Source organism: Streptomyces sp. NPDC045998, assembly GCF_056430285.1.
The window spans coordinates 421304-438874 of sequence record NZ_JBWKLJ010000001.1; the positions used below are offsets into that span (position 1 = coordinate 421304).

Annotated in this window: 16 protein-coding genes; 5 read left to right on the forward strand and 11 right to left on the reverse strand. The window is 73.5% G+C overall.

Features of this window, described 5'->3' with window-relative positions:
- The first annotated feature begins 120 nt into the window (after nucleotides 1-120).
- Nucleotides 121-2613, forward strand: coding sequence for a beta-glucosidase (locus AC07FJ_RS01835; protein WP_479045234.1), 2493 nt, complete (start codon nucleotides 121-123; stop codon nucleotides 2611-2613).
- On the opposite strand, the gene AC07FJ_RS01840 is transcribed toward AC07FJ_RS01835, so the two are convergent.
- Complete coding sequence (locus AC07FJ_RS01840) at nucleotides 2599-3534, reverse strand: SGNH/GDSL hydrolase family protein (protein WP_479044228.1); 936 nt, start codon at nucleotides 3532-3534, stop codon at nucleotides 2599-2601. The genes AC07FJ_RS01835 and AC07FJ_RS01840 overlap by 15 nt on opposite strands.
- A gap of 250 nt (nucleotides 3535-3784) precedes the next feature.
- Between AC07FJ_RS01840 and AC07FJ_RS01845 the strand changes: the two genes are divergently transcribed.
- On the forward strand, nucleotides 3785-4279 hold the full coding sequence (locus tag AC07FJ_RS01845; protein ID WP_355355736.1) for a DUF3145 domain-containing protein: 495 nt from the start codon (nucleotides 3785-3787) through the stop codon (nucleotides 4277-4279).
- 108 nt (nucleotides 4280-4387) lie between these two features.
- On the opposite strand, the gene fabF is transcribed toward AC07FJ_RS01845, so the two are convergent.
- The 5 genes from fabF to AC07FJ_RS01870 form a co-directional block, all read right to left on the reverse strand.
- Nucleotides 4388-5650, reverse strand: a complete 1263-nt coding sequence (fabF, locus tag AC07FJ_RS01850) for a beta-ketoacyl-ACP synthase II (protein ID WP_479044230.1) — start codon at nucleotides 5648-5650, stop codon at nucleotides 4388-4390.
- Between the two features lie 66 nt (nucleotides 5651-5716).
- Entirely contained in the window at nucleotides 5717-5965 is a 249-nt protein-coding gene (locus tag AC07FJ_RS01855) for an acyl carrier protein (protein WP_018486956.1), read from the reverse strand.
- A 116-nt stretch (nucleotides 5966-6081) separates the two neighbouring features.
- On the reverse strand, nucleotides 6082-7083 hold the full coding sequence (locus AC07FJ_RS01860) for a ketoacyl-ACP synthase III (protein WP_361413956.1): 1002 nt from the start codon (nucleotides 7081-7083) through the stop codon (nucleotides 6082-6084).
- Between the two features lie 60 nt (nucleotides 7084-7143).
- The gene (locus AC07FJ_RS01865; protein ID WP_479044233.1) at nucleotides 7144-8067 is read right to left on the reverse strand and encodes an ACP S-malonyltransferase; all 924 of its coding nucleotides are present in this window, start codon (nucleotides 8065-8067) and stop codon (nucleotides 7144-7146) included.
- 99 nt (nucleotides 8068-8166) lie between these two features.
- A complete protein-coding gene (locus tag AC07FJ_RS01870) occupies nucleotides 8167-9369 on the reverse strand; it encodes a PucR family transcriptional regulator (protein ID WP_479045238.1) in 1203 nt (400 codons plus the stop codon).
- Nucleotides 9370-9408: 39 nt separating this feature from the next.
- Between AC07FJ_RS01870 and AC07FJ_RS01875 the strand changes: the two genes are divergently transcribed.
- Nucleotides 9409-10068, forward strand: coding sequence for a pirin family protein (locus AC07FJ_RS01875; protein ID WP_479044235.1), 660 nt, complete (start codon nucleotides 9409-9411; stop codon nucleotides 10066-10068).
- Between the two features lie 168 nt (nucleotides 10069-10236).
- On the opposite strand, the gene AC07FJ_RS01880 is transcribed toward AC07FJ_RS01875, so the two are convergent.
- Nucleotides 10237-11082, reverse strand: a complete 846-nt coding sequence (locus AC07FJ_RS01880; RefSeq protein ID WP_479044238.1) for a serine hydrolase domain-containing protein — start codon at nucleotides 11080-11082, stop codon at nucleotides 10237-10239.
- Between the two features lie 114 nt (nucleotides 11083-11196).
- On the opposite strand from AC07FJ_RS01880, the gene AC07FJ_RS01885 reads away from it, so the two are divergent.
- Both AC07FJ_RS01885 and AC07FJ_RS01890 read left to right on the forward strand, forming a co-directional pair.
- Nucleotides 11197-11667 carry a MerR family transcriptional regulator gene (locus AC07FJ_RS01885; RefSeq protein WP_479044241.1) on the forward strand — a complete coding sequence of 157 codons (471 nt, stop codon included), beginning with the start codon at nucleotides 11197-11199 and terminating at the stop codon, nucleotides 11665-11667.
- Between the two features lie 7 nt (nucleotides 11668-11674).
- Nucleotides 11675-12745, forward strand: coding sequence for an aldo/keto reductase (locus AC07FJ_RS01890; protein WP_479044244.1), 1071 nt, complete (start codon nucleotides 11675-11677; stop codon nucleotides 12743-12745).
- A gap of 98 nt (nucleotides 12746-12843) precedes the next feature.
- Here AC07FJ_RS01890 and AC07FJ_RS01895 read toward each other — a convergent pair whose 3' ends face one another.
- From AC07FJ_RS01895 to AC07FJ_RS01910, 4 genes are all read right to left on the reverse strand, one after another.
- Complete coding sequence (locus AC07FJ_RS01895) at nucleotides 12844-14055, reverse strand: acyltransferase family protein (RefSeq protein WP_479044247.1); 1212 nt, start codon at nucleotides 14053-14055, stop codon at nucleotides 12844-12846.
- Complete coding sequence (locus AC07FJ_RS01900) at nucleotides 14052-15242, reverse strand: alpha/beta hydrolase (RefSeq protein ID WP_479044249.1); 1191 nt, start codon at nucleotides 15240-15242, stop codon at nucleotides 14052-14054. The genes AC07FJ_RS01895 and AC07FJ_RS01900 overlap by 4 nt, the downstream gene beginning before the upstream one ends.
- A gap of 156 nt (nucleotides 15243-15398) precedes the next feature.
- On the reverse strand, nucleotides 15399-16085 hold the full coding sequence (locus AC07FJ_RS01905) for a response regulator (RefSeq protein WP_479044251.1): 687 nt from the start codon (nucleotides 16083-16085) through the stop codon (nucleotides 15399-15401).
- The gene (locus AC07FJ_RS01910; protein WP_479044253.1) at nucleotides 16082-17503 is read right to left on the reverse strand and encodes a sensor histidine kinase; all 1422 of its coding nucleotides are present in this window, start codon (nucleotides 17501-17503) and stop codon (nucleotides 16082-16084) included. The genes AC07FJ_RS01905 and AC07FJ_RS01910 overlap by 4 nt, the downstream gene beginning before the upstream one ends.
- Nucleotides 17504-17571 lie beyond the last annotated feature (68 nt).

A 17571-nucleotide genomic window follows, 5' to 3' on the forward strand; every position in this document is an offset into this window, starting at 1 on the left:
CTACAAGTAGGTGACTCACCATGGGCAGCACACGTCCATGGCGGTACGCCACCGCGCCAACGAGGAGGTACGACGGTGACGAGAGACCACACCCCGGAGCAAGCCGCCGCGCAGGCCGCCGTGCAGGCCGCCGCGCAAGCCGCCGAGCAAGCCGCGCAGGCCGCCGAGCAAGCCCGCGAACAAGTGGTGGAAGCCGCGCTCCGCAAGCTCGGCCTGGAGGCCAAGACCCGGCTGCTGGCCGGCCAGGACATGTGGTCGCTCCCGGCCCTCCCCGAGGTCGGCCTCGCCTCCCTCGTCATGTCCGACGGCCCCATCGGCGTACGCGGCGTCCGCTGGACCGCCGACGACCCCTCCGTCGCCCTGCCGTCCCCCACCGCCCTGGCGGCCACCTGGGACCCGGCCCTCGCCCGCCGCGCCGGGCGCCTCCTCGCCCAGGAGGCCCGCCGCAAGGGCGTCCACGTCCTCCTCGCGCCCACCGTCAACCTGCACCGCTCGCCGCTCGGCGGCCGCCACTTCGAGGCGTACAGCGAGGACCCGTACCTCACCGGCGAGATCGGCACCGGCTACGTCCTCGGCGTCCAGGACGGCGGCGTCGGCACCACCGTCAAGCACTTCGTCGCCAACGACGCAGAGACCGACCGCTTCACCGTCGACAACATCGTGGCCGCGCGCCCGCTCCGCGAGCTCTACCTCGCCCCCTTCGAAGCGATCGTCAAGAACGCCCGCCCCTGGGGCGTCATGGCCGCCTACAACCGGGTCAACGGCGTCACCATGACCGAGCACGCCCACCTCCAGAACGACGTCCTGCGCGGCGAGTGGGGCTTCGACGGCTTCATCGTCTCCGACTGGATGGCCGCCCGCTCCACCAAGGGCGCCATCGAGGGCGGCCTCGACGTCGCCATGCCCGGTCCCCACACCGTCTACGGCGAGGCGCTGGCCGCCGCCGTCCGCGCCGGCGAGGTCGCGGAGGAGACGGTCGACCACGCCGTACGCCGCGTACTGCGCCTCGCCGCCCGCGTCGGCGCGCTGGACGGCGCGGAACCGGCCGTTCCGGTGACGGAGCTGCCGGAGCCCGTCGACGGCGACGCCCTCGCCCGCGAGATCGCCCACCGCTCCTTCGTCCTCGTACGCAACGAACGCGGCGCGCTGCCCCTCCCCGGAGGCGGCACCGTCGCCCTCATCGGCGCCGCCGCCCGCGACGCCCGCGTCCTCGGCGGCGGCTCCGCGCAGGTGTTCCCCGAACACACCGTCTCCCCGCTCGACGGCCTCACCGCCGCGCTCCCGCCGGACACCCTCACGTACGCGATCGGCGCCGACCCCAGCGACGAACTCGCCCCCGCCGGCACCGGCTTCACCCTGCGCGCCGTCTGCCGGGACGCCGACGGCCGCGTCCTCGGCGAGGGCTCGCTGCCCAGCGGCCAGGTGCAGTGGATCGGCGACGACCTGCCCGACGGCGTCACCTACGACACCCTCCACAGCGTCGAGGTCACCGGCACCTTCACGCCCCGCGAGAGCGGCGAACACGCCTTCGGCACGCGTGGCCTCGGCGCCTTCACGCTCACCGTCGCGGGCCAGACGCTCTACGACGGCGTCCAGGAGATGGGCGACGAGTCCGACCCCTTCGAGGCGTTCTTCGGCGCGCCCACCGAGCGCGGCCGCGTCACCCTCACCGAGGGCGTCCCGGTCGAGGTGTCCCTCCTCCATCCGCTCGACCGCGAGCACGCGGCCCCGCTGCCGGGCGTGCTGTTCTCCTTCGTCCACCTCGGTCCGCGCCGCGACCCCGACGAGCTGATCGCGGAGGCCGCCCGGGCCGCCCGCGCCGCCGACACCGCGGTCGTCGTGGTCGCCACCACCGAACGCGTCGAGTCCGAGGGCTTCGACCGCCGCGACCTGAAGCTGCCGGGCCGTCAGGACGACCTCGTACGCGCCGTGGCCGCCGCCAATCCGAACACCGTCGTGGTCGTCAACGCCGGCTCCCCGGTGGAGATGGAGTGGCGCGACGACGTCGCCGCGATCCTGCTCAGCTGGTTCCCCGGCCAGGAGGGCGGCGCCGCGCTCGCCGACGTCCTCCTCGGCGCCGAGGAACCGGGCGGCCGTCTGCCCACCACCTGGCCGGCCCGCCTCACCGACGCACCCGTCACCGAGGTCACCCCGACCGACGGCCGCCTGCCTTACGCCGAGGGCGTCTTCATCGGCTACCGCGCCTGGGAGCGGTCGGGCACCACGCCCGCGTACCCCTTCGGGCACGGCCTCGGCTACACCACCTGGGAGTACGAGTCCCTCGACGTGACCCCGGGCCCCGCCGCCGCCCGGGCCACGGTCAGGATCCGCAACACCGGCACCCGCCCCGGCCGCGAGGTCGTCCAGGTCTACGCGGCCGCCGCCGCCCCGGCGACCGGGGGCGCCGAGGGCCCGGCGCGCCGGCTGGCGGGCTTCGGATGCGTCGAGGCGGCCCCCGGCGAGGCCGTCGACGTGGACGTCCCGCTGCCGCGCCGCATCTTCGAGATCTGGGACGAGGCGGCGGGGAGGTGGACCGTGGTCCCGGGGACGTACGCGATCGAGGCCGGCCGCTCGGTCACGGACCGGCGCCTGACCGCCTCACTGGTGGTGTGACGGAGGACGCTCGGCCGTGACCGTGCGGTACGCGATCTCGGCCAGCAGCCGCTGCCCGTCCCTGTTGGGGTGGAACCAGTCCGGGCTCAGCTGCTCGGCGGAGAAGCGGTACGCGAACACCGCACCGCCGTCGTACCGGCAGCGCGGGTCCTCGGCACAGACGTCCCGCAGGACCGTGTTGTACGCCACCACCCGCTCGTGCACCCGGGCCCGCCGCTGCTCGGCCGCCGCCGACAGGTCGTGTGCGTCGCCGAGCATCGAGCGGCACAGGCCCAGCTCCCAGACGCGGGCGCCGATCGCGTTGCCGCGCCCGGTCGACCAGAGGCGCTTGAGGTCGGGCACGCTCGACACGTACACCCGTGCCGTGGGCGCGGTCGCCCGCAGCCGCCGCATCGCCTCCTCGAAGGAGGCACGGAAGTCGGCGACCGGGGTCATCAGATCGGTGGTGTCCCGGCAGGCGTCGTTGGCGCCCGCCATCACCGCCACCAGCTCCGGCCGCTGCGCCGCGGCCCGGGCCATCTGCTCGGGCAGGTCCGCCATCCGGGAGCCCGAGCGGGCGAAGTTCCAGCGGTGGGTGACGCCGAACCGCGAGGCGAGGCTGTTCACCCGCTCGTCGGTACCGGTCGCCCAGGAGGCCTCGGGGCAGTCGGCGAGGAGGGCGCAGGCGTCGAAACCGCGCGTGATCGAGTCGCCCACGGCGGCGAGGGACGCCGGGCTGCGGTCCCACGCGTCCGGCCGGGACGGGGACGGGAAGGCGGACGAGGAGGCGGACGGGGAACCGGAGGGGGAGGAGCGCGGGGCCGCCGTCCCCGTACCGGCCGGGGCGGGCGGGCCGCCGCACCCGGCGAGGGCGCACGCGGCCATCACGAGGACCGCCGCCCCCCAGCGGGCGGCGGCGGAACGCTTGTTCACGGCGGGCATCCCCCTGGCCCTTTCGTCGGCGTCCTGGCGAGTGAAAGCTTGGTGTCGACGGCCACCGGGACCGACCGTACGTCATACCGAGCCGCCCGGCGCACGGTAGCTTTTCCCCGTCGAACCTGAGGCGCCTTTGCCGACCGGCTCCGGTAAATTACATCACGTCACATGCTGTCCCTTTTGCGGAGTTTCGCTCCCGATGCTGTTTACTGAGGCCGCTGGGAAAGGCGAACCTCGTCCCACACTGGAGGTCCCGGTGACGACACGTGGAGTCCTGTACGTACACTCCGCACCGCGCGCGCTGTGCCCGCACGTCGAATGGGCGGTCGCGGGTGTGCTCGGCGGGCGGGTCCAGCTGGACTGGATCCGGCAGCCGGCCTCTCCGGGCACCTGGCGGGCCGAATTCTCCTGGCGCGGCGAACCGGGCACCGCCTCCAAGCTGGCCTCCGCGCTGCGCGGCTGGCAGATGCTCCGCTTCGAGGTCACCGCCGAGCCGTGTCCGACGGCGGAGGGCGAGCGGTACAGCGCCACGCCCGAGCTGGGCATCTTCCACGCCGTCACCGGCATCCACGGCGACATCCTCGTCCCCGAGGACCGGCTCCGCGCCGCCCTGGCCCGCTCCGCCCAGGGCGAGACCCAGCTGGAGGCGGAGATCGCCAAGCTGCTCGGCAAGCCGTGGGACGACGAGCTCGAACCCTTCCGCTACGCGGGCGAGGGCGCCCCGGTCCGCTGGCTCCACCAGGTGGTCTGACCTCCCGCACTCCCATACGGCTGTACGCGGTACGCGACCGGGCCCGCCCCCTCGCAGGGGACGGGCCCGGTCGCGTACCGCTGTTGTTGTCAGACCGTGTCAGACGTGTCAGACCGTGCGGAAGGCGAGCACCACGTTGTGGCCGCCGAAGCCGAAGGAGTTGTTGATCGCGGCGATCGTGCCCTCCGGCAGCGTGCGCGGCTCGTCGCGGACGATGTCGGCGTCGACCTCCTCGTCCAGCTCGTCGACGTTGATCGTCGGCGGGGCGACGCGGTGGTGCAGCGCCAGGACCGTCGCGACGGTCTCGATACCGCCCGCGCCACCCAGCAGGTGGCCGGTCATCGACTTGGTGGCGGAGATCGCCACGTGGCTCAGGTCGTCGCCCAGAACCTTGCGCAGCGCCTTCACCTCGGCGACGTCACCCTGCGGGGTGGACGTCGCGTGCGCGTTCAGGTGCACGACCTCGGCCGGCTTCAGGTCCGTCGTGTCCAGGAGGTTCTGCAGCGCGGCGGCGATGCCGCGGCCCGTCGGCTCGGGCTGCGCGATGTGGTGGCTGTCGGCCGACAGGCCCTGCCCCAGCACCTCGCAGTAGACCCGGGCGCCGCGCGCGGCGGCGTGCTCGGCGGACTCGAGGATGACGACACCCGCGCCCTCGCCGAGGACGAAGCCGTCACGGCCCTTGTCGTACGGGCGCGACGCCTTCTCGGGCTCGTCGTTGTTCTTGGACATCGCCATCATGTTGGCGAACGCGGCGACCGGCAGCGGGTGGATCGCCGCCTCGGTGCCGCCCGCGACGACCACGTCGGCGCGGCCGGTGCGGATCATCTCGACCGCGTAGCCGATCGCCTCGGCACCCGACGCGCAGGCCGAGACCGGGGTGTGGACGCCCGCCTGGGCGTTCACCTCCAGGCCGACGTTGGCGGAGGGGCTGTTGGGCATCAGCATCGGCACGGTGTGCGGGGAGACGCGGCGTACGCCCTTCTCCTTCAGCACGTCGTACTGGTCGAGCAGGGTGGTCACACCGCCGATGCCGGAGGCGATGACGGAGCCCAGCCGCTCGGGCCGGACCTTCTCGTCCTCGCCGGCGGGTGCGGTGTAACCGGCGTCCGCCCACGCCTCGCGGGCCGCGATCAGCGCGAACTGCGCCGAGCGGTCCAGCTTGCGGGCGAGCGGACGGGGCAGGACCTCGCCCGGGTCGACGGCCGCGGGGGCCGCGATACGGACGGGCATGTCGGCGAAGCGGTCGCCCTCCAGGGGCTTCACGCCGGAGCGACCCGCCAGCAGACCTTCCCAGGTCGAGGCGGCGTCGCCACCCAGCGGTGTGGTTGCGCCGATACCGGTGACGACCACGGTGCGATTGGTCGGGCTCACAGGAATTCTTTCTCCACGTGTATGAGGTATGCGTGAATACGGCGCCACCGCCGGGTGGCGGACCGATCAGCCCTGGTGCTTCAGGATGTAGTCGGCAGCATCGCCGACCGTCTTGAGGTTCTTGACGTCCTCGTCCGGGATCTTGACGTCGAAGCGCTCTTCGGCGGCGACGACGACCTCGACCATGGACAGCGAGTCGACGTCCAGGTCGTCGGTGAAGGACTTGTCCAGCTGGACGTCCTCGACCGGGATGCCGGCGATCTCGTTCACGATTTCGGCGAGACCGGCGACGATCTCTTCCTGAGTGGCGGCCATGTGGCGCTCCTTCGGTGTGTTCCTCAGAGGGTGTTTCTCAGAGGGTGTTTCTCAGAGGGGGTGGGCTGTTCGTCCGAGTTCGTCCGGATGTCTCCGGGGAAAGCTCCGAACAGTGCCTAGGGGAGGGTAACGACCGTCGCGGCGTACACGAGACCCGCCCCGAAGCCGATGACGAGCGCGGTGTCGCCGCTCTTCGCCTGACCGGTCGCCAGGAGCCGCTCCATCGCGAGCGGGATCGAGGCGGCCGAGGTGTTGCCGGTGGTCTCCACGTCACGGGCGACCGTGACGTGCTCCGGCAGCTTCAGGGTCTTCACCATCGAGTCGATGATCCGCATGTTGGCCTGGTGCGGGATGAAGACGTCCAGGTCGGCCGCCGTGATGCCGGCGGCGTCCAGCGCCTGCTGGGCGACCTTCGCCATCTCGAAGACGGCCCAGCGGAACACCGCCTGGCCCTCCTGCGTGATGGCCGGGAACTTCTCGACCGTGCCGTCGCGGTAGTCGGTCCAGGCGACGGTCTGCTTGATGGTCTCGGACTTGTCGCCCTCGGAACCCCACACGGTCGGGCCGATCGCGGGCTCCTTGGCGGGGCCGACGACGACCGCGCCCGCGCCGTCACCGAAGAGGAAGGCCGTCGCGCGGTCCTCCAGGTCGGTCAGGTCGCTGAGCCGCTCCACGCCGATGACCAGCACGTACTCGGCGGAACCTTCCACCACCATGCCCTTGGCGAGGGTCAGGGCGTAGCCGAAGCCGGCGCAGCCGGCCGAGATGTCGAACGCAGCCGGCTTCACCGCGCCGATCTTGTCGGCGATCTCGGTGGCGACGGCCGGCGTCTGCTTGAAGTGCGAGACGGTGGAGACGATGACGCCGCCGATCTGCTCCGGGGTGACCCCGGCGTCCGCGATGGCCTTGCCGGCCGCCTCGACCGACATCGCCGTCACGGTCTCCTCCGGGGAGGCCCAGTGGCGGGTGGTGATGCCGGAGCGCGAGCGGATCCACTCGTCGGACGAGTCGATCGTCTCGAGGATCACCTCGTTGGGCACGACCCGGGTCGGGCGGTAGCCGCCGACGCCCATGATCCGTGCGTACGGGGCGCCCTGGCTGGGCTTGATCTTCGCCATGCTCTATGGCTCCTTGTCAGGCGGGCGTCGTCGTCGGGGCGTGCGTCACGCGGCCGGGCGTCACGCGGCCGGGCCGGCGTGCTCGGCGATGAGCGCGCGCGCCGCGTCGAGGTCGTCCGGCGTCTTCAGCGCGAGGGTCGCGACACCCGGCAGGGCGCGCTTGGCGATGCCGGTCAGGGTGCCACCGGGGCACACCTCCACCAGCGCGGTCGCGCCGAGCTGCTGGAACGTTTCCATGCACAGGTCCCAGCGGACCGGGTTGGCGACCTGCCCCACCAGGCGGGCGACGACGTCGGCGCCCGTGGCAACGGTACGCCCGTCCTTGTTCGACACGTACGGCACCACCGGGTCGGCCGGGTCGAGACCGTCCGCCGCCTGCTGGAGCGCCGTGACCGCGGGCGCCATGTGGTGCGTGTGGAACGCGCCGGCGACCTTGAGCGCCACCACGCGGCGTACGCCCTCGGGCTTGTCCGCCTCCAGCGCCGCGAGCTGCTCCATCGTGCCGGCGGCGACGATCTGGCCCGCGCCGTTGACGTTCGCCGGGGTCAGACCCAGCTTCTCCAGGTGCGGAACGGTGACCTCCGGGTCGCCGCCGAGCAGCGCCGACATGCCCGTCTCGGTGACGGCGGCGGCCTCGGCCATCGCCAGGCCACGCGTCCGGACGAAGCGGAGCGCGGCGGTCTCGTCGAGGACCCGCGCGAACGCCGCCGCGGTGATCTCGCCGACGCTGTGGCCGGCCACGGCGCCCGGCGTCATGTCACCGAGGGCGGAGGCCGACAGCAGACCGGCCGCCACCAGCAGCGGCTGGGCCACGGCCGTGTCGCGGATCTCGTCCGCGTCCGCCTTCGTGCCGTAGTGGACGAGGTCGAGCCCGATGGCCTCGGACCACGCGCCGACACGGTCGGTGGCGCCGGGGAGGTCGAGCCAGGGAGTCAGGAAGCCGGGCGTCTGAGCGCCTTGGCCGGGAGCGACGAGTACGAGCACCCTCACACTCTCTCTTGTGGACGGCTCCCACCGCCCGTGGGGACTGGGACGAAGAACCGTCGGGTGAATTGTTGGTGTTCGACAAAGTCTAGGTGCGGTTCACGCCTGCGTGTCCGCCTCGGCAAGCCGCCCGAGGATCAGGGCGATCCGCAGGGTGAACGCCGAGCGGACATCGGACGGTGACCAGCCGGTGACGTCCGTCACACGTCGGAGCCGGTAGCGCACGGTGTTGGGGTGCACGAACAGCATCCTGGCCGCGCCCTCCAGACTGCTCGCCTGCTCCAGATAGACACTGAGCGTCTCCAGGAGCGCGGAGCCCGCCTCCTCCAGCGGTCTGTAGATCTCCTCCACCAGCTGCTCGCGCGCCGACGGGTCGCCGGCCATCGCGCGCTCCGGCAGCAGGTCGTCCGCCAGCACCGGCCGCGGCGCGTCCTGCCACGCCGAGCAGGCCTTCAGTCCGGCCGCCGCGGCCTGCGCGGACCGGGTCGCCGCCAGCAGGTCGGGCACGATCGGCCCCGCGACGACCGGGCCCGCGGCGTACGGGCCGATCAGCGCCTTCGCCACGTGGAGCGGGTTGTCGCTGCCGCCCGCGATGACCACGAGCCGGGTGCCGAGCACCCCGGTGAGGACCTGGAGCTTGGCGTGGCGGGCCGCCCGGCGGATCGCCTCCACCGTCAGCTCGCTGTCGCCGTCCGGCGCGGTGCCGAGGATCACGCACACGTGCTCCGGCGAGTTCCAGCCGAGGGCGGCCGCCCGCGACACCGCGCCCTCGTCCGCCTCGCCCGACAGCACGGCGTTGACGACCAGCGACTCCAGCCGCGCGTCCCACGCACCCCGCGCCTCCGCCGCCTGTGCGTACACCTGCGCCGTCGCGAAGGCGATCTCCCGGGCGTAGACGAGCAGCGCCTCGCGCAGCACCGACTCGTCACCGGGGGCGGCGACCTCCTCGATCGCCGACTCCATGACCTCGATCGTCGTACGCACCATCTCGACGGTCTGGCGCAGCGTGATCGCCCGGGTCAGCTCGCGCGGCGCCGTGCCGAAGACGTCGGTGGAGATGGCCTGCGGGGTCTCCGGGTGCCGGAACCACTCCGTGAACGCGGCGATACCCGCCTGGGCGACCAGCCCGATCCAGGACCGGTTCTCCGGCGGCATCGCCCGGTACCACGGCAGCGTCTCGTCCATACGGGCGATGGCGTTCGCCGCGAGCCGCCCGGAGGACTGCTCCAGGCGCTTGAGGGTCGCGGAGTGCGGGTGGGCGTCGTTCGCAGCGGGTTCAGGCACGGGACAAGACTGCCTTATCGGGACGGGGGAGTGACCAGCCGGTCTACCGTTGGCCTTGTGATTTCCGTTCAGCGCGCTGACGAGAGGTACGCCGGCGGCGACCCGGCGGCCGGCATAGCCACCCTGCACGCCTTCTCCTTCGGGCGCTTCTACGACCCCGACAACCTGCGCTTCGGCGCCCTCCTCGCCTGCAACGAGGAGCGGCTCGCCCCCGGCGCCGGATTCGCCGAGCACCCGCACAGCCACACCGAGATCGTCACCTGGGTCGTCGAGGGCGAGCTGACGCACCGCGACTCCGCCGGGCACGCGTCGGTGGTGCGCCCCGGCGACGTCCAGCACCTCAGTGCGGCGAGCGGGGTGCGGCACGAGGAGCGCAACGACGGTGACGTACCCCTCACCTTCGTACAGATGTGGCTCGCGCCACTCGAGCCCGGCGGGGAACCGTCGTACGAGACGGTGCCCGGCATCGCCGACTCGACGCCGTACGCGGTGCCGGCGGCCGGCGCCCTGCTGCACGTGCGGCGCCTGGGCGCGGAGGGCGAGCTTACGGCGGTCCCGGACGCGCCCTTCGTGTACGCGCATGTCGTACGGGGACGGGTACGGCTGGCCGGCGAGGAACTCGGCCCCGGCGACGCCGCCCGGGTCACCGGCGCGGAGGGCCTGGAGCTGGTGGCGCTGGAGGCGTGCGAGGTGCTGGTGTGGGAGATGTCGGGCTGAGGGACGGCGCGGGGCGCGTGAGACGCCCGGTGCGTGAGGGCACGCGCGGGGCGCTCAGACCGAGGCGCCCGCAGCATGAGGACGCGGGGCGCTCAGGTCGGCGCGCTCGGAGCGTGAGGAGGCGGGGTGCTCAGGCCGGGGCGCCCGGCTCGGGAGGACGCGTGGCGCTCAGGCCGAGGCGCGCAGCTCCGCCAGCACCGCGTCCGTGAACGGGGGCCAGGCCTCGATCGCCCACGGCCCGAAGGCCCGATCGGTCAGCGCCACGCACGCCGCGCCTGTGCCGTTCCCGCCCGCCCACCCGGCGTCCGGGTCGATCCACAGGAAGGTCCCCGACTGCCCGAAGTGCCCGAAGGTCCGCGGCGACGACGAAGCCCCCGTCCAGTGCGGCGACTTGGCGCCCCGGATCTCGAAGCCGAGGCCCCAGTCGTTGGGCTTCTGGTGGCCGTACCCCGGCAGGATGCCGGTCAGCCCCGGGTGGACGACCGACATCGCCTCCAGCACGGTCCGCGGGTCCAGCAGCCGCGGCGCCTGCACCTCGGCGGCGAACCGCACCAGGTCGTCGACGGTCGAGACGCCGTCCTTCGCGGGCGAGCCCTCCAGGGCCGTGTCCTTCATGCCGAGCGGCTCCAGCACCGCCTGGCGCAGGTACTCCGCGAACGGGATGTCCGTGGCCTTGGCCACATGGTCGCCCAGCACCTCGAACCCGGCGTTCGAGTAGATCCGCCGTGTGCCCGGCGCCGCCATCACGCGGTGCTCGTCGAACGCCAGCCCCGACGTGTGCGCGAGCAGGTGCCGCACCGTGGACCCCTCGGGCCCCGCCGGCTCGTCGAGTTCGACGGCCCCCTCCTCGTACGCGACGAGCACGGCGTACGCGGCGAGCGGCTTGGTGACCGAGGCCAGGGGGAAGCGCCGCCCCGTGGGGCCGTGCGCTCCGGCCGTCGTGCCGTCGGCGCGTACGACGGCGGCGGCAGCGGTGGGGACGGGCCAGTTCTCGATCATCGCCAGGCTCTGCATGCGTACGAGCGTATCGTCGGCGCCGCCTCGTTCGAATGCGCCCGCGGTTCCGTCTTGGATCTTGCCCGGGAATCTCCTTGCTTCGAGTGCACTCCAACCTCCTAGCGTGGGGGCATGACGGTGATCGCAAGCACCCCCGTACGGACGCCGAACATCGAGGTCTGCGTCTCCGCGCCGCCGCCGCCGCACCCGCGCCCCGACGGCCGGGACCGCTACACGATCAGCGAAGTCGCGGAGTGGACCGGGCTCACCGCCCACACGCTGCGTTGGTACGAGCGGATCGGGTTGATGCCGCACATCGATCGTTCGCACACCGGACAGCGCCGGTTCACCAACCGGGACCTGGACTGGCTCACGTTCGTCGGCAAGCTGCGGCTGACCGGCATGCCGGTCGCCGACATGGTGCGGTACGCCGAGCTGGTGCGCGAGGGCGAGCACACCGTCGAGCAGCGGCAGGAGCTGCTGGAGCGGACGCGCCGGGACGTGCGGGCGCGGATCGCGGAGCTCCGGGACACCCTCGCCGTACTCGACCACAAGATCAACTATTACGCGGGCGTCCACGACAGGACGCCGGAGAGGGCCTGACAGCCTGATGAGCAGCACCGGTAGCACCAACAACAGCGCCAGCAAGAGCAATAGCGACAGCAGCATCGAGAAGATCGCCACCGTACGGTTGGGTGGCGCGGACGGCCCCGAGATCGGTGTCCAGGGGTTCGGTGCCATGGGCATCAGCGAGTTCTACGGCGCCACCGACGAGGCGGCCGCCCGTGACACCCTGGACGCCGCGCTGGAGGCGGGCGTCACCCTCATCGACACCGCCGACGTCTACGGGCGGGGTGCGAACGAGGAGTTCCTCGCGCCGTTCGTCGCCGCGCACCGCGACGAGATCACGCTGGCCACGAAGTTCGGCATCGTACGCACCGACGACCCGACGTACCGGGGCATCCGCAACGACCCCGCGTACATCAGGTCGTCCGTCGAGGGCAGCCTGCGCCGCCTGGGCGTCGACGTCATCGACCTCTACTACATGCACCGCCGCGACCCCGCCGTGCCGCTCGCCGAGACCGTCGGCGCCATGGCCGAACTGGTCAAGGAGGGCAAGGTCAAGTACCTGGGCCTGAGCGAGGTGACCGGCGCCGAGCTGCGCGAGGCGCACGCCGTGCACCCGATCGCCGCGGTGCAGTCGGAGTGGTCGCTGTTCAGCCGCGACGTGGAGCGCAGCGCGGTGGGCGCGGCCGCCGAGCTGGGCGTGGCGTTCGTGCCGTACTCGCCGCTCGGCCGGGGCTTCCTGGCCGGGGTGTTCGTCGACGCGGTCAAGGACCTGTCGAGCGACGACTTCCGCAAGAGCCACCCGCGCTTCTCCGGCGAGAACGCCCAGCGGAACGCCGATCTGCTGGCCCCGGTACGGAAGGTGGCCGAGGCGCACGGGGTGACGCCGGCTCAGGTCGCGCTCGCGTGGGTGCAGCACCGGGCGTCCGTGCACGGCCTCACCGTCGTGCCCATCCCCGGCACGCGCAAGCGGGCCCGCCTGCTGGAGAACGCCGCGGCCACCCGGATCACACTCGGCGCCGAGGAGCTGGAGCTGCTGGAGCCGATCGCCGAGCGGGTGGCGGGGGACCGCTACGCCGACATGACGTTCACGTCGGCCGCCCGCGAGGGCTAGCCGTCCGAGGGCGCTGGTCGGCCGAGAGGGCTGGTCGGCCGAGAGGACCGATCGGCTGAGAGGGCTGGTCGGCCGGGGCAGGCGGCCGGGGCGCGCGGTCAGTTCAGTGCGAACACCGCGAACCCGGCCGCGAGCAGCGCCGCCGCCGTACGGAGGGTTGTGCCGGCCCTCGTCCACGGCGACTCGAAGCCGCGCGCGTACCGCCCGATGACGACGAGCAGCCCGGCGAAGAGCGGCAGCCAGGCGAGCCGCGCCCCGACCCAGCCGAGGGTGTCGGGCGCGGCCGTCAGGCCCGGCAGCGTGCCCGCGGTGAGGGACACCGGTACGGCCGCGGCGAGCATCGCCGTCTGGTGCCAGCACAGGATCGTCATCGCCGAGAGGTTGACGACCACGACCGGCGCCCACAGGGCGGGCCGCCGCAGAAACCCGTCCAGCCGGTCGCGCAGCAGGATCGCCGCGCCGCTCTGCGCGGCGGCGAGGGCGAGGACGAGCAGCGACGGCGGGTGCGAGTTGGTACGGGCCTCGCCCGGCACGCCGACCATCGAGGCCGGGTAGTCGAAGAAGGCGAGCAGCACCGCGAAGAGCCCCGCCCCGCCGAGGAGCAGCCCCCACGCGTGCCGCCGGACGAGCCGCTGCTCGCCCCACGAGACGCCCAGTTGATACGCGAAGAGCCAGCCGGGGAGGATCGTGAGCATGCCGAGCCAGGACGCCACGGCGTCGGCGTCGGCATCGGCGTACGGCCCGTAGCGCAGGAGGTCGACGGCGGCGACCCAGCCGAGCAGCGGCGCCGCCGCCCAGGCGCCGAGGCGGCGCGCGGCCCGCACGCAGAAGGGCGTGAGGGCGGTGACGACCGCGTACACCCCCACGAACCACAGCGGCTGGACGACCAGCGTCGATGCCGTGCGCAGCGTGGCGGCGGGCACGCCGACGGAGTACAGCACCGGCAGCAGCACCGCCCACACGGCGGCGACCCCGAGCACCGGCCGGCCGAGCCGGGCGAGCCGCCCCCGCAGCCACGCGGCCGCCGAGCCGGTGCGCCTGCGGTACGACAGGACGGACGCGTAGCCGCCCACCAGGAAGAAGATGCCGAGCATCTGCAGCACCCAGCTAACGGGCGCGAAGAACCCGAAGGCGGTGAGGGGACTGGCGTTGTGCAGGCCCCCGTCACCGTCGAGGGTGAAGCCGCCGAGGAGCCAGTGCCCGAGGGGTACGGCGAGGAGGGCGAGGGCGCGCAACCCGTCGATGGCGCGGTCGCGATGCGCGGGCGTGCGCGCTTCGATGCGCGCGGCGAGGTCGAGGAGCCTGCTCATCGCGCGCGCCCCCCGTCCCCTTTCACGTCCGCGTCCGTGATGGCGTCCGTGTCCGTGTTGGTGTCCGCGTCCGCGTCCGCTTCGGCGATGGCGGCGAAGGCCTGCAGCGACCGCGTCCCGGGCGCGAAGTAACCGGTGTGGCCGTCCGCGTCGGCGGCGGGCACGGCTCGGGCGCCGAAGGCGGGGTCGGCCGGATCGGGGCCGTGGCCGACCCCGAGGACCTGGACGTTCGGGACGTCGTCGATCCAGTCCGACGGATCCTTGGCGGCCCAGACGCGGGCCGTGGTGTGGAGGTCGGCGACGTTCTCGGCGCGCATGCCGGGGGAGCCGAGCACGACGAGGTCCTTCGCCGTGAGCCGCTCGGCGGCCAGGCCGCACGCGACGGAGCCGTAACTGTGGCAGAACACGGCGGGCTCGGGAGCGCCGATGGCCGCGAGTCCGTCGGTCAGCCGGACCAGCCGCTCGGCCCCGGCCTCGGCGAGGTCGCCGGTGGCGGCGTCCAGCCCGACGCCGACGGGCGTGGTGTACCCGGTCCAGGCGATGACGGCCGTGTCCGTGGTCGCCCCGCGCAGCTGCTTGCCCATCCCGGCGGGCGTGCCGTACGGGTCGGTGGCCCGGTCGTACGTCCCCGCGTCGATGTCCGAGCCGGGCACGATGACCGCGACGTGCCGGCTGCGCGCCAGGTCCCCGTACACCTCGGCGACCTGGCCGCGGCCGCGCGGGTCGAACGCCAGGATCTGCCGCCCGGCGAGGCGGGCGTACCTCGCGTCACGGCGTACGGAGAGGGCGTTCGCCTCGTACCGCAGGGCCACGGGCGCACCGTCCAGGTTGCCCACCACGCCCGGGTGGCGCCGCGCGAGGTCGTGCCGCTGCGCGGCGCCGAGCCCGCCGAAGAAGGCGGCCACCTGCGCGGGGGTCGCCGTGGCCGGGTCGGGCAGCTCCCGCCCCAGCGACGTATCCGCTCGCCACGCGGCCGTACCCGGCGGTGGCCCGGTCACGGCCTGCTGTCCGCCGCCGGCCCCTCCGGTGGCCCACCCGGTGGTCCCGGCCACGGCGGCCAGCACCAGCACGGCGGTGATCGCGGCCCTCTTGTACGCCTTCCCGTGCGTCTTCCGGTGCGTCTTCGCGCGCTTCTTCGTGCGGGTCTTCGTGCGCGTCTTCGCGTACGTCTTCGTGTACCGGCGCATCGCGCCCCCCCTCTGTTTCCTTCGCCCTGTCCGGCGGGAGGAAGCTAGGGGCGCGGGACCGACCGGAGCGTCACCCCGCAGAGCCAACCGCGGGGTGATACCGGGGTACGGGGTGCCGGCGTCGGCAGTGGGTGCTGGGTGCTGGGTGCTGGGTGGTCAGCGGTGCGCGTCGCCGGGGGTCACCAGCCCGGACTCGTACGCGAAGATCACGGCCTGCGCCCGGTCCCGCAGGTCGAGCTTGGACAGCACCCGGCCGATGTGCGTCTTCACCGTCTGTTCGGCGAGGAGGAGGTGGCCCGCGATCTCCTGATTCGACAGGCCCCGGGCGATCAGCTCCAGGACCTCCGTCTCACGGGGCGTCAGACCGTTCAGGCGGAGGGAGTGGTTCCGGCGCGGGACGGGCCGGGTCGCGGCGAAGTCGGCGATCAGACGGCGCGTCACCGAGGGCGCGAGCAGCGCCTCGCCCGCCGCCACCACCCGTACCGCCGCGATCAGGTCCGCCGGCGGGGCGTCCTTCAGCAGGAAGCCGGACGCCCCGGCGCGCAGCGCCTCGTACACGTAGTCGTCCACGTCGAAGGTGGTGAGCATCAGCACCCTCGGGCGGTGGACGTCCACGCCGGGCGGCGGGTTCAGCACCTCGCGTGCCGCCGCCAGCCCGTCCATCTCCGGCATCCGCACGTCCATCAGGACGACGTCGGGGTGCGTGGAACGGGCCACGGAGACGCCCGCCCGCCCGTCGGCCGCCTCGCCGACGACGTCGATGTCCGGCTGTGCCGACAGCAGGGCGGCGAACCCCGCCCGCACCATGGCCTGGTCGTCGACGATGATCACGCGGATGGTCACACATGCTCCTTCACGCTCAGGGGCATGCGGGCCGCCACCCGGTACCCCCCGTCCGGCAGCGGCCCGGTGTCCAGCGTGCCGCCCGTCAACCGTACGCGCTCGCGCATGCCGACCAGTCCGTGCCCGGTGCCGCTCCCGGGCGCTTCCACGGGACCCCGCCGACCCTGCGCCGACGACATCGGGTCCCCGGGCGGGCCGTTGACCACCAGTACCGTCAGCCAGCCGTCCGCCGACGTCACCGACACCCGCGTCGGCGCCCCGGGCGCGTGCCGCACCACATTGGCGAGCGCCTCCTGCACGATCCGGTACGCGGAAAGGTCCACCGCCTGCGGTACGGGGCCGAGCGCCGAGGCCGCCGGCAGCGACAACTCGGCCGGCACCCCGGCCCGTACGGTCGCCTCGACGAGCTGCTGGAGCCGGTTCAGCCCGGGCTGCGGAGCCCGTTCGACCCCCGCGCCCGCGCCCGTACCCTCCGTACCGTCCCCTCCCTCCCGGCCGTCGCTGCGCAGCACCGCCAGCAGCCTCCGCATCTCCGTCAGCGACTCGCGCGCGGACGCCGCGATCGTCGTGAACTCCTCGCGCGCCGCCTCGGGGAGCCCCTCGATCCGGTACGGCGCCGAGTCCGCCTGCACCGTGATCACCGACATGTGGTGGGCCACCACGTCGTGCAGCTCGCGCGCGATCCGGGCCCGCTCCTCCAGCAGCGTGCGCCGGGCGCGCTCGGCCTCGCTGATCGTCTCCTGCTCGGCCAGCCGCCGCTGCGCGTCGCGGCGTTCCCGCAGCGTCCCCGTCAGCAGCAGGACCACCCCGGTCAGGATGAACAGCAGCAGGTGGACGGCGTCGGCCCGCTGTTCCGACACCAGCTCGAAGGCCAATCCGGCCGCGCCCGTCACCAGCCACACGCCGAGGAGCGTGCGCCGCGACTCGCGCAACCCCACGGCCACCATGAGCACCAGGTAGCCGACCACGACCATCGGCGTCCACGGCCAGAGCCGCCCCGTCGCCTGGCCCGCGCCGAGCACCAGCAGCGCGCCGGCCACGTCGGCGGCGCCGATGATCCACCAGGCCTGCAGCGGCCGGCCCACGGCGAGCAGCAGCGGGGCGGTCTGGGCGGTGGCGAGGGCTCCGGCGAGCGCGCCGTTCAGCTCGTAGTTCTGGGCGAGGACGGTGGCCGTCACGGGCAGCAGCACCGCGACGAACACGAGGGCGACGGCGTACGGGAGTCGGCGGAGCCACGACGCCCCGGCTTGTGCGAACAGCGGCGCGCCGGGCCGGGTGGGGGTGATGAGCGCGGTCCCGAGCGCATGCAGCGACGCGCGCGCGGCGTCGCGCAGCCGGGGTGGGGGCGGGGGTGGGGGCTTGGGCGCGGATGAGGGAGGGGGAGAGGGGGAGGGGGAGGGCGTCGGGAGGGTGGGCATGACGGATCAGCCTAGGCAGCGGTGTGTGCGGCCGCGTCATACCGGGGTATCAGGCGGCGCGCCCACCG

What these genes read in the sequence shown, in the direction of transcription:
- AC07FJ_RS01840 (WP_479044228.1), bottom strand. Translation starts at nt 3,534, where the DNA reads ATGCCCGCCGTGAACAAGCGTTCCGCCGCCGCCCGCTGGGGGGCGGCG.
- AC07FJ_RS01855 (WP_018486956.1), bottom strand. Translation starts at nt 5,965, where the DNA reads ATGGCCGCCACTCAGGAAGAGATCGTCGCCGGTCTCGCCGAAATCGTG.
- AC07FJ_RS01860 (WP_361413956.1), bottom strand. Translation starts at nt 7,083, where the DNA reads ATGGCGAAGATCAAGCCCAGCCAGGGCGCCCCGTACGCACGGATCATG.
- AC07FJ_RS01880 (WP_479044238.1), bottom strand. Translation starts at nt 11,082, where the DNA reads ATGCAGAGCCTGGCGATGATCGAGAACTGGCCCGTCCCCACCGCTGCC.
- AC07FJ_RS01885 (WP_479044241.1), top strand. Translation starts at nt 11,197, where the DNA reads ATGACGGTGATCGCAAGCACCCCCGTACGGACGCCGAACATCGAGGTC.
- AC07FJ_RS01890 (WP_479044244.1), top strand. Translation starts at nt 11,675, where the DNA reads ATGAGCAGCACCGGTAGCACCAACAACAGCGCCAGCAAGAGCAATAGC.
- AC07FJ_RS01895 (WP_479044247.1), bottom strand. Translation starts at nt 14,055, where the DNA reads ATGAGCAGGCTCCTCGACCTCGCCGCGCGCATCGAAGCGCGCACGCCC.
- AC07FJ_RS01900 (WP_479044249.1), bottom strand. Translation starts at nt 15,242, where the DNA reads ATGCGCCGGTACACGAAGACGTACGCGAAGACGCGCACGAAGACCCGC.
- AC07FJ_RS01910 (WP_479044253.1), bottom strand. Translation starts at nt 17,503, where the DNA reads ATGCCCACCCTCCCGACGCCCTCCCCCTCCCCCTCTCCCCCTCCCTCA.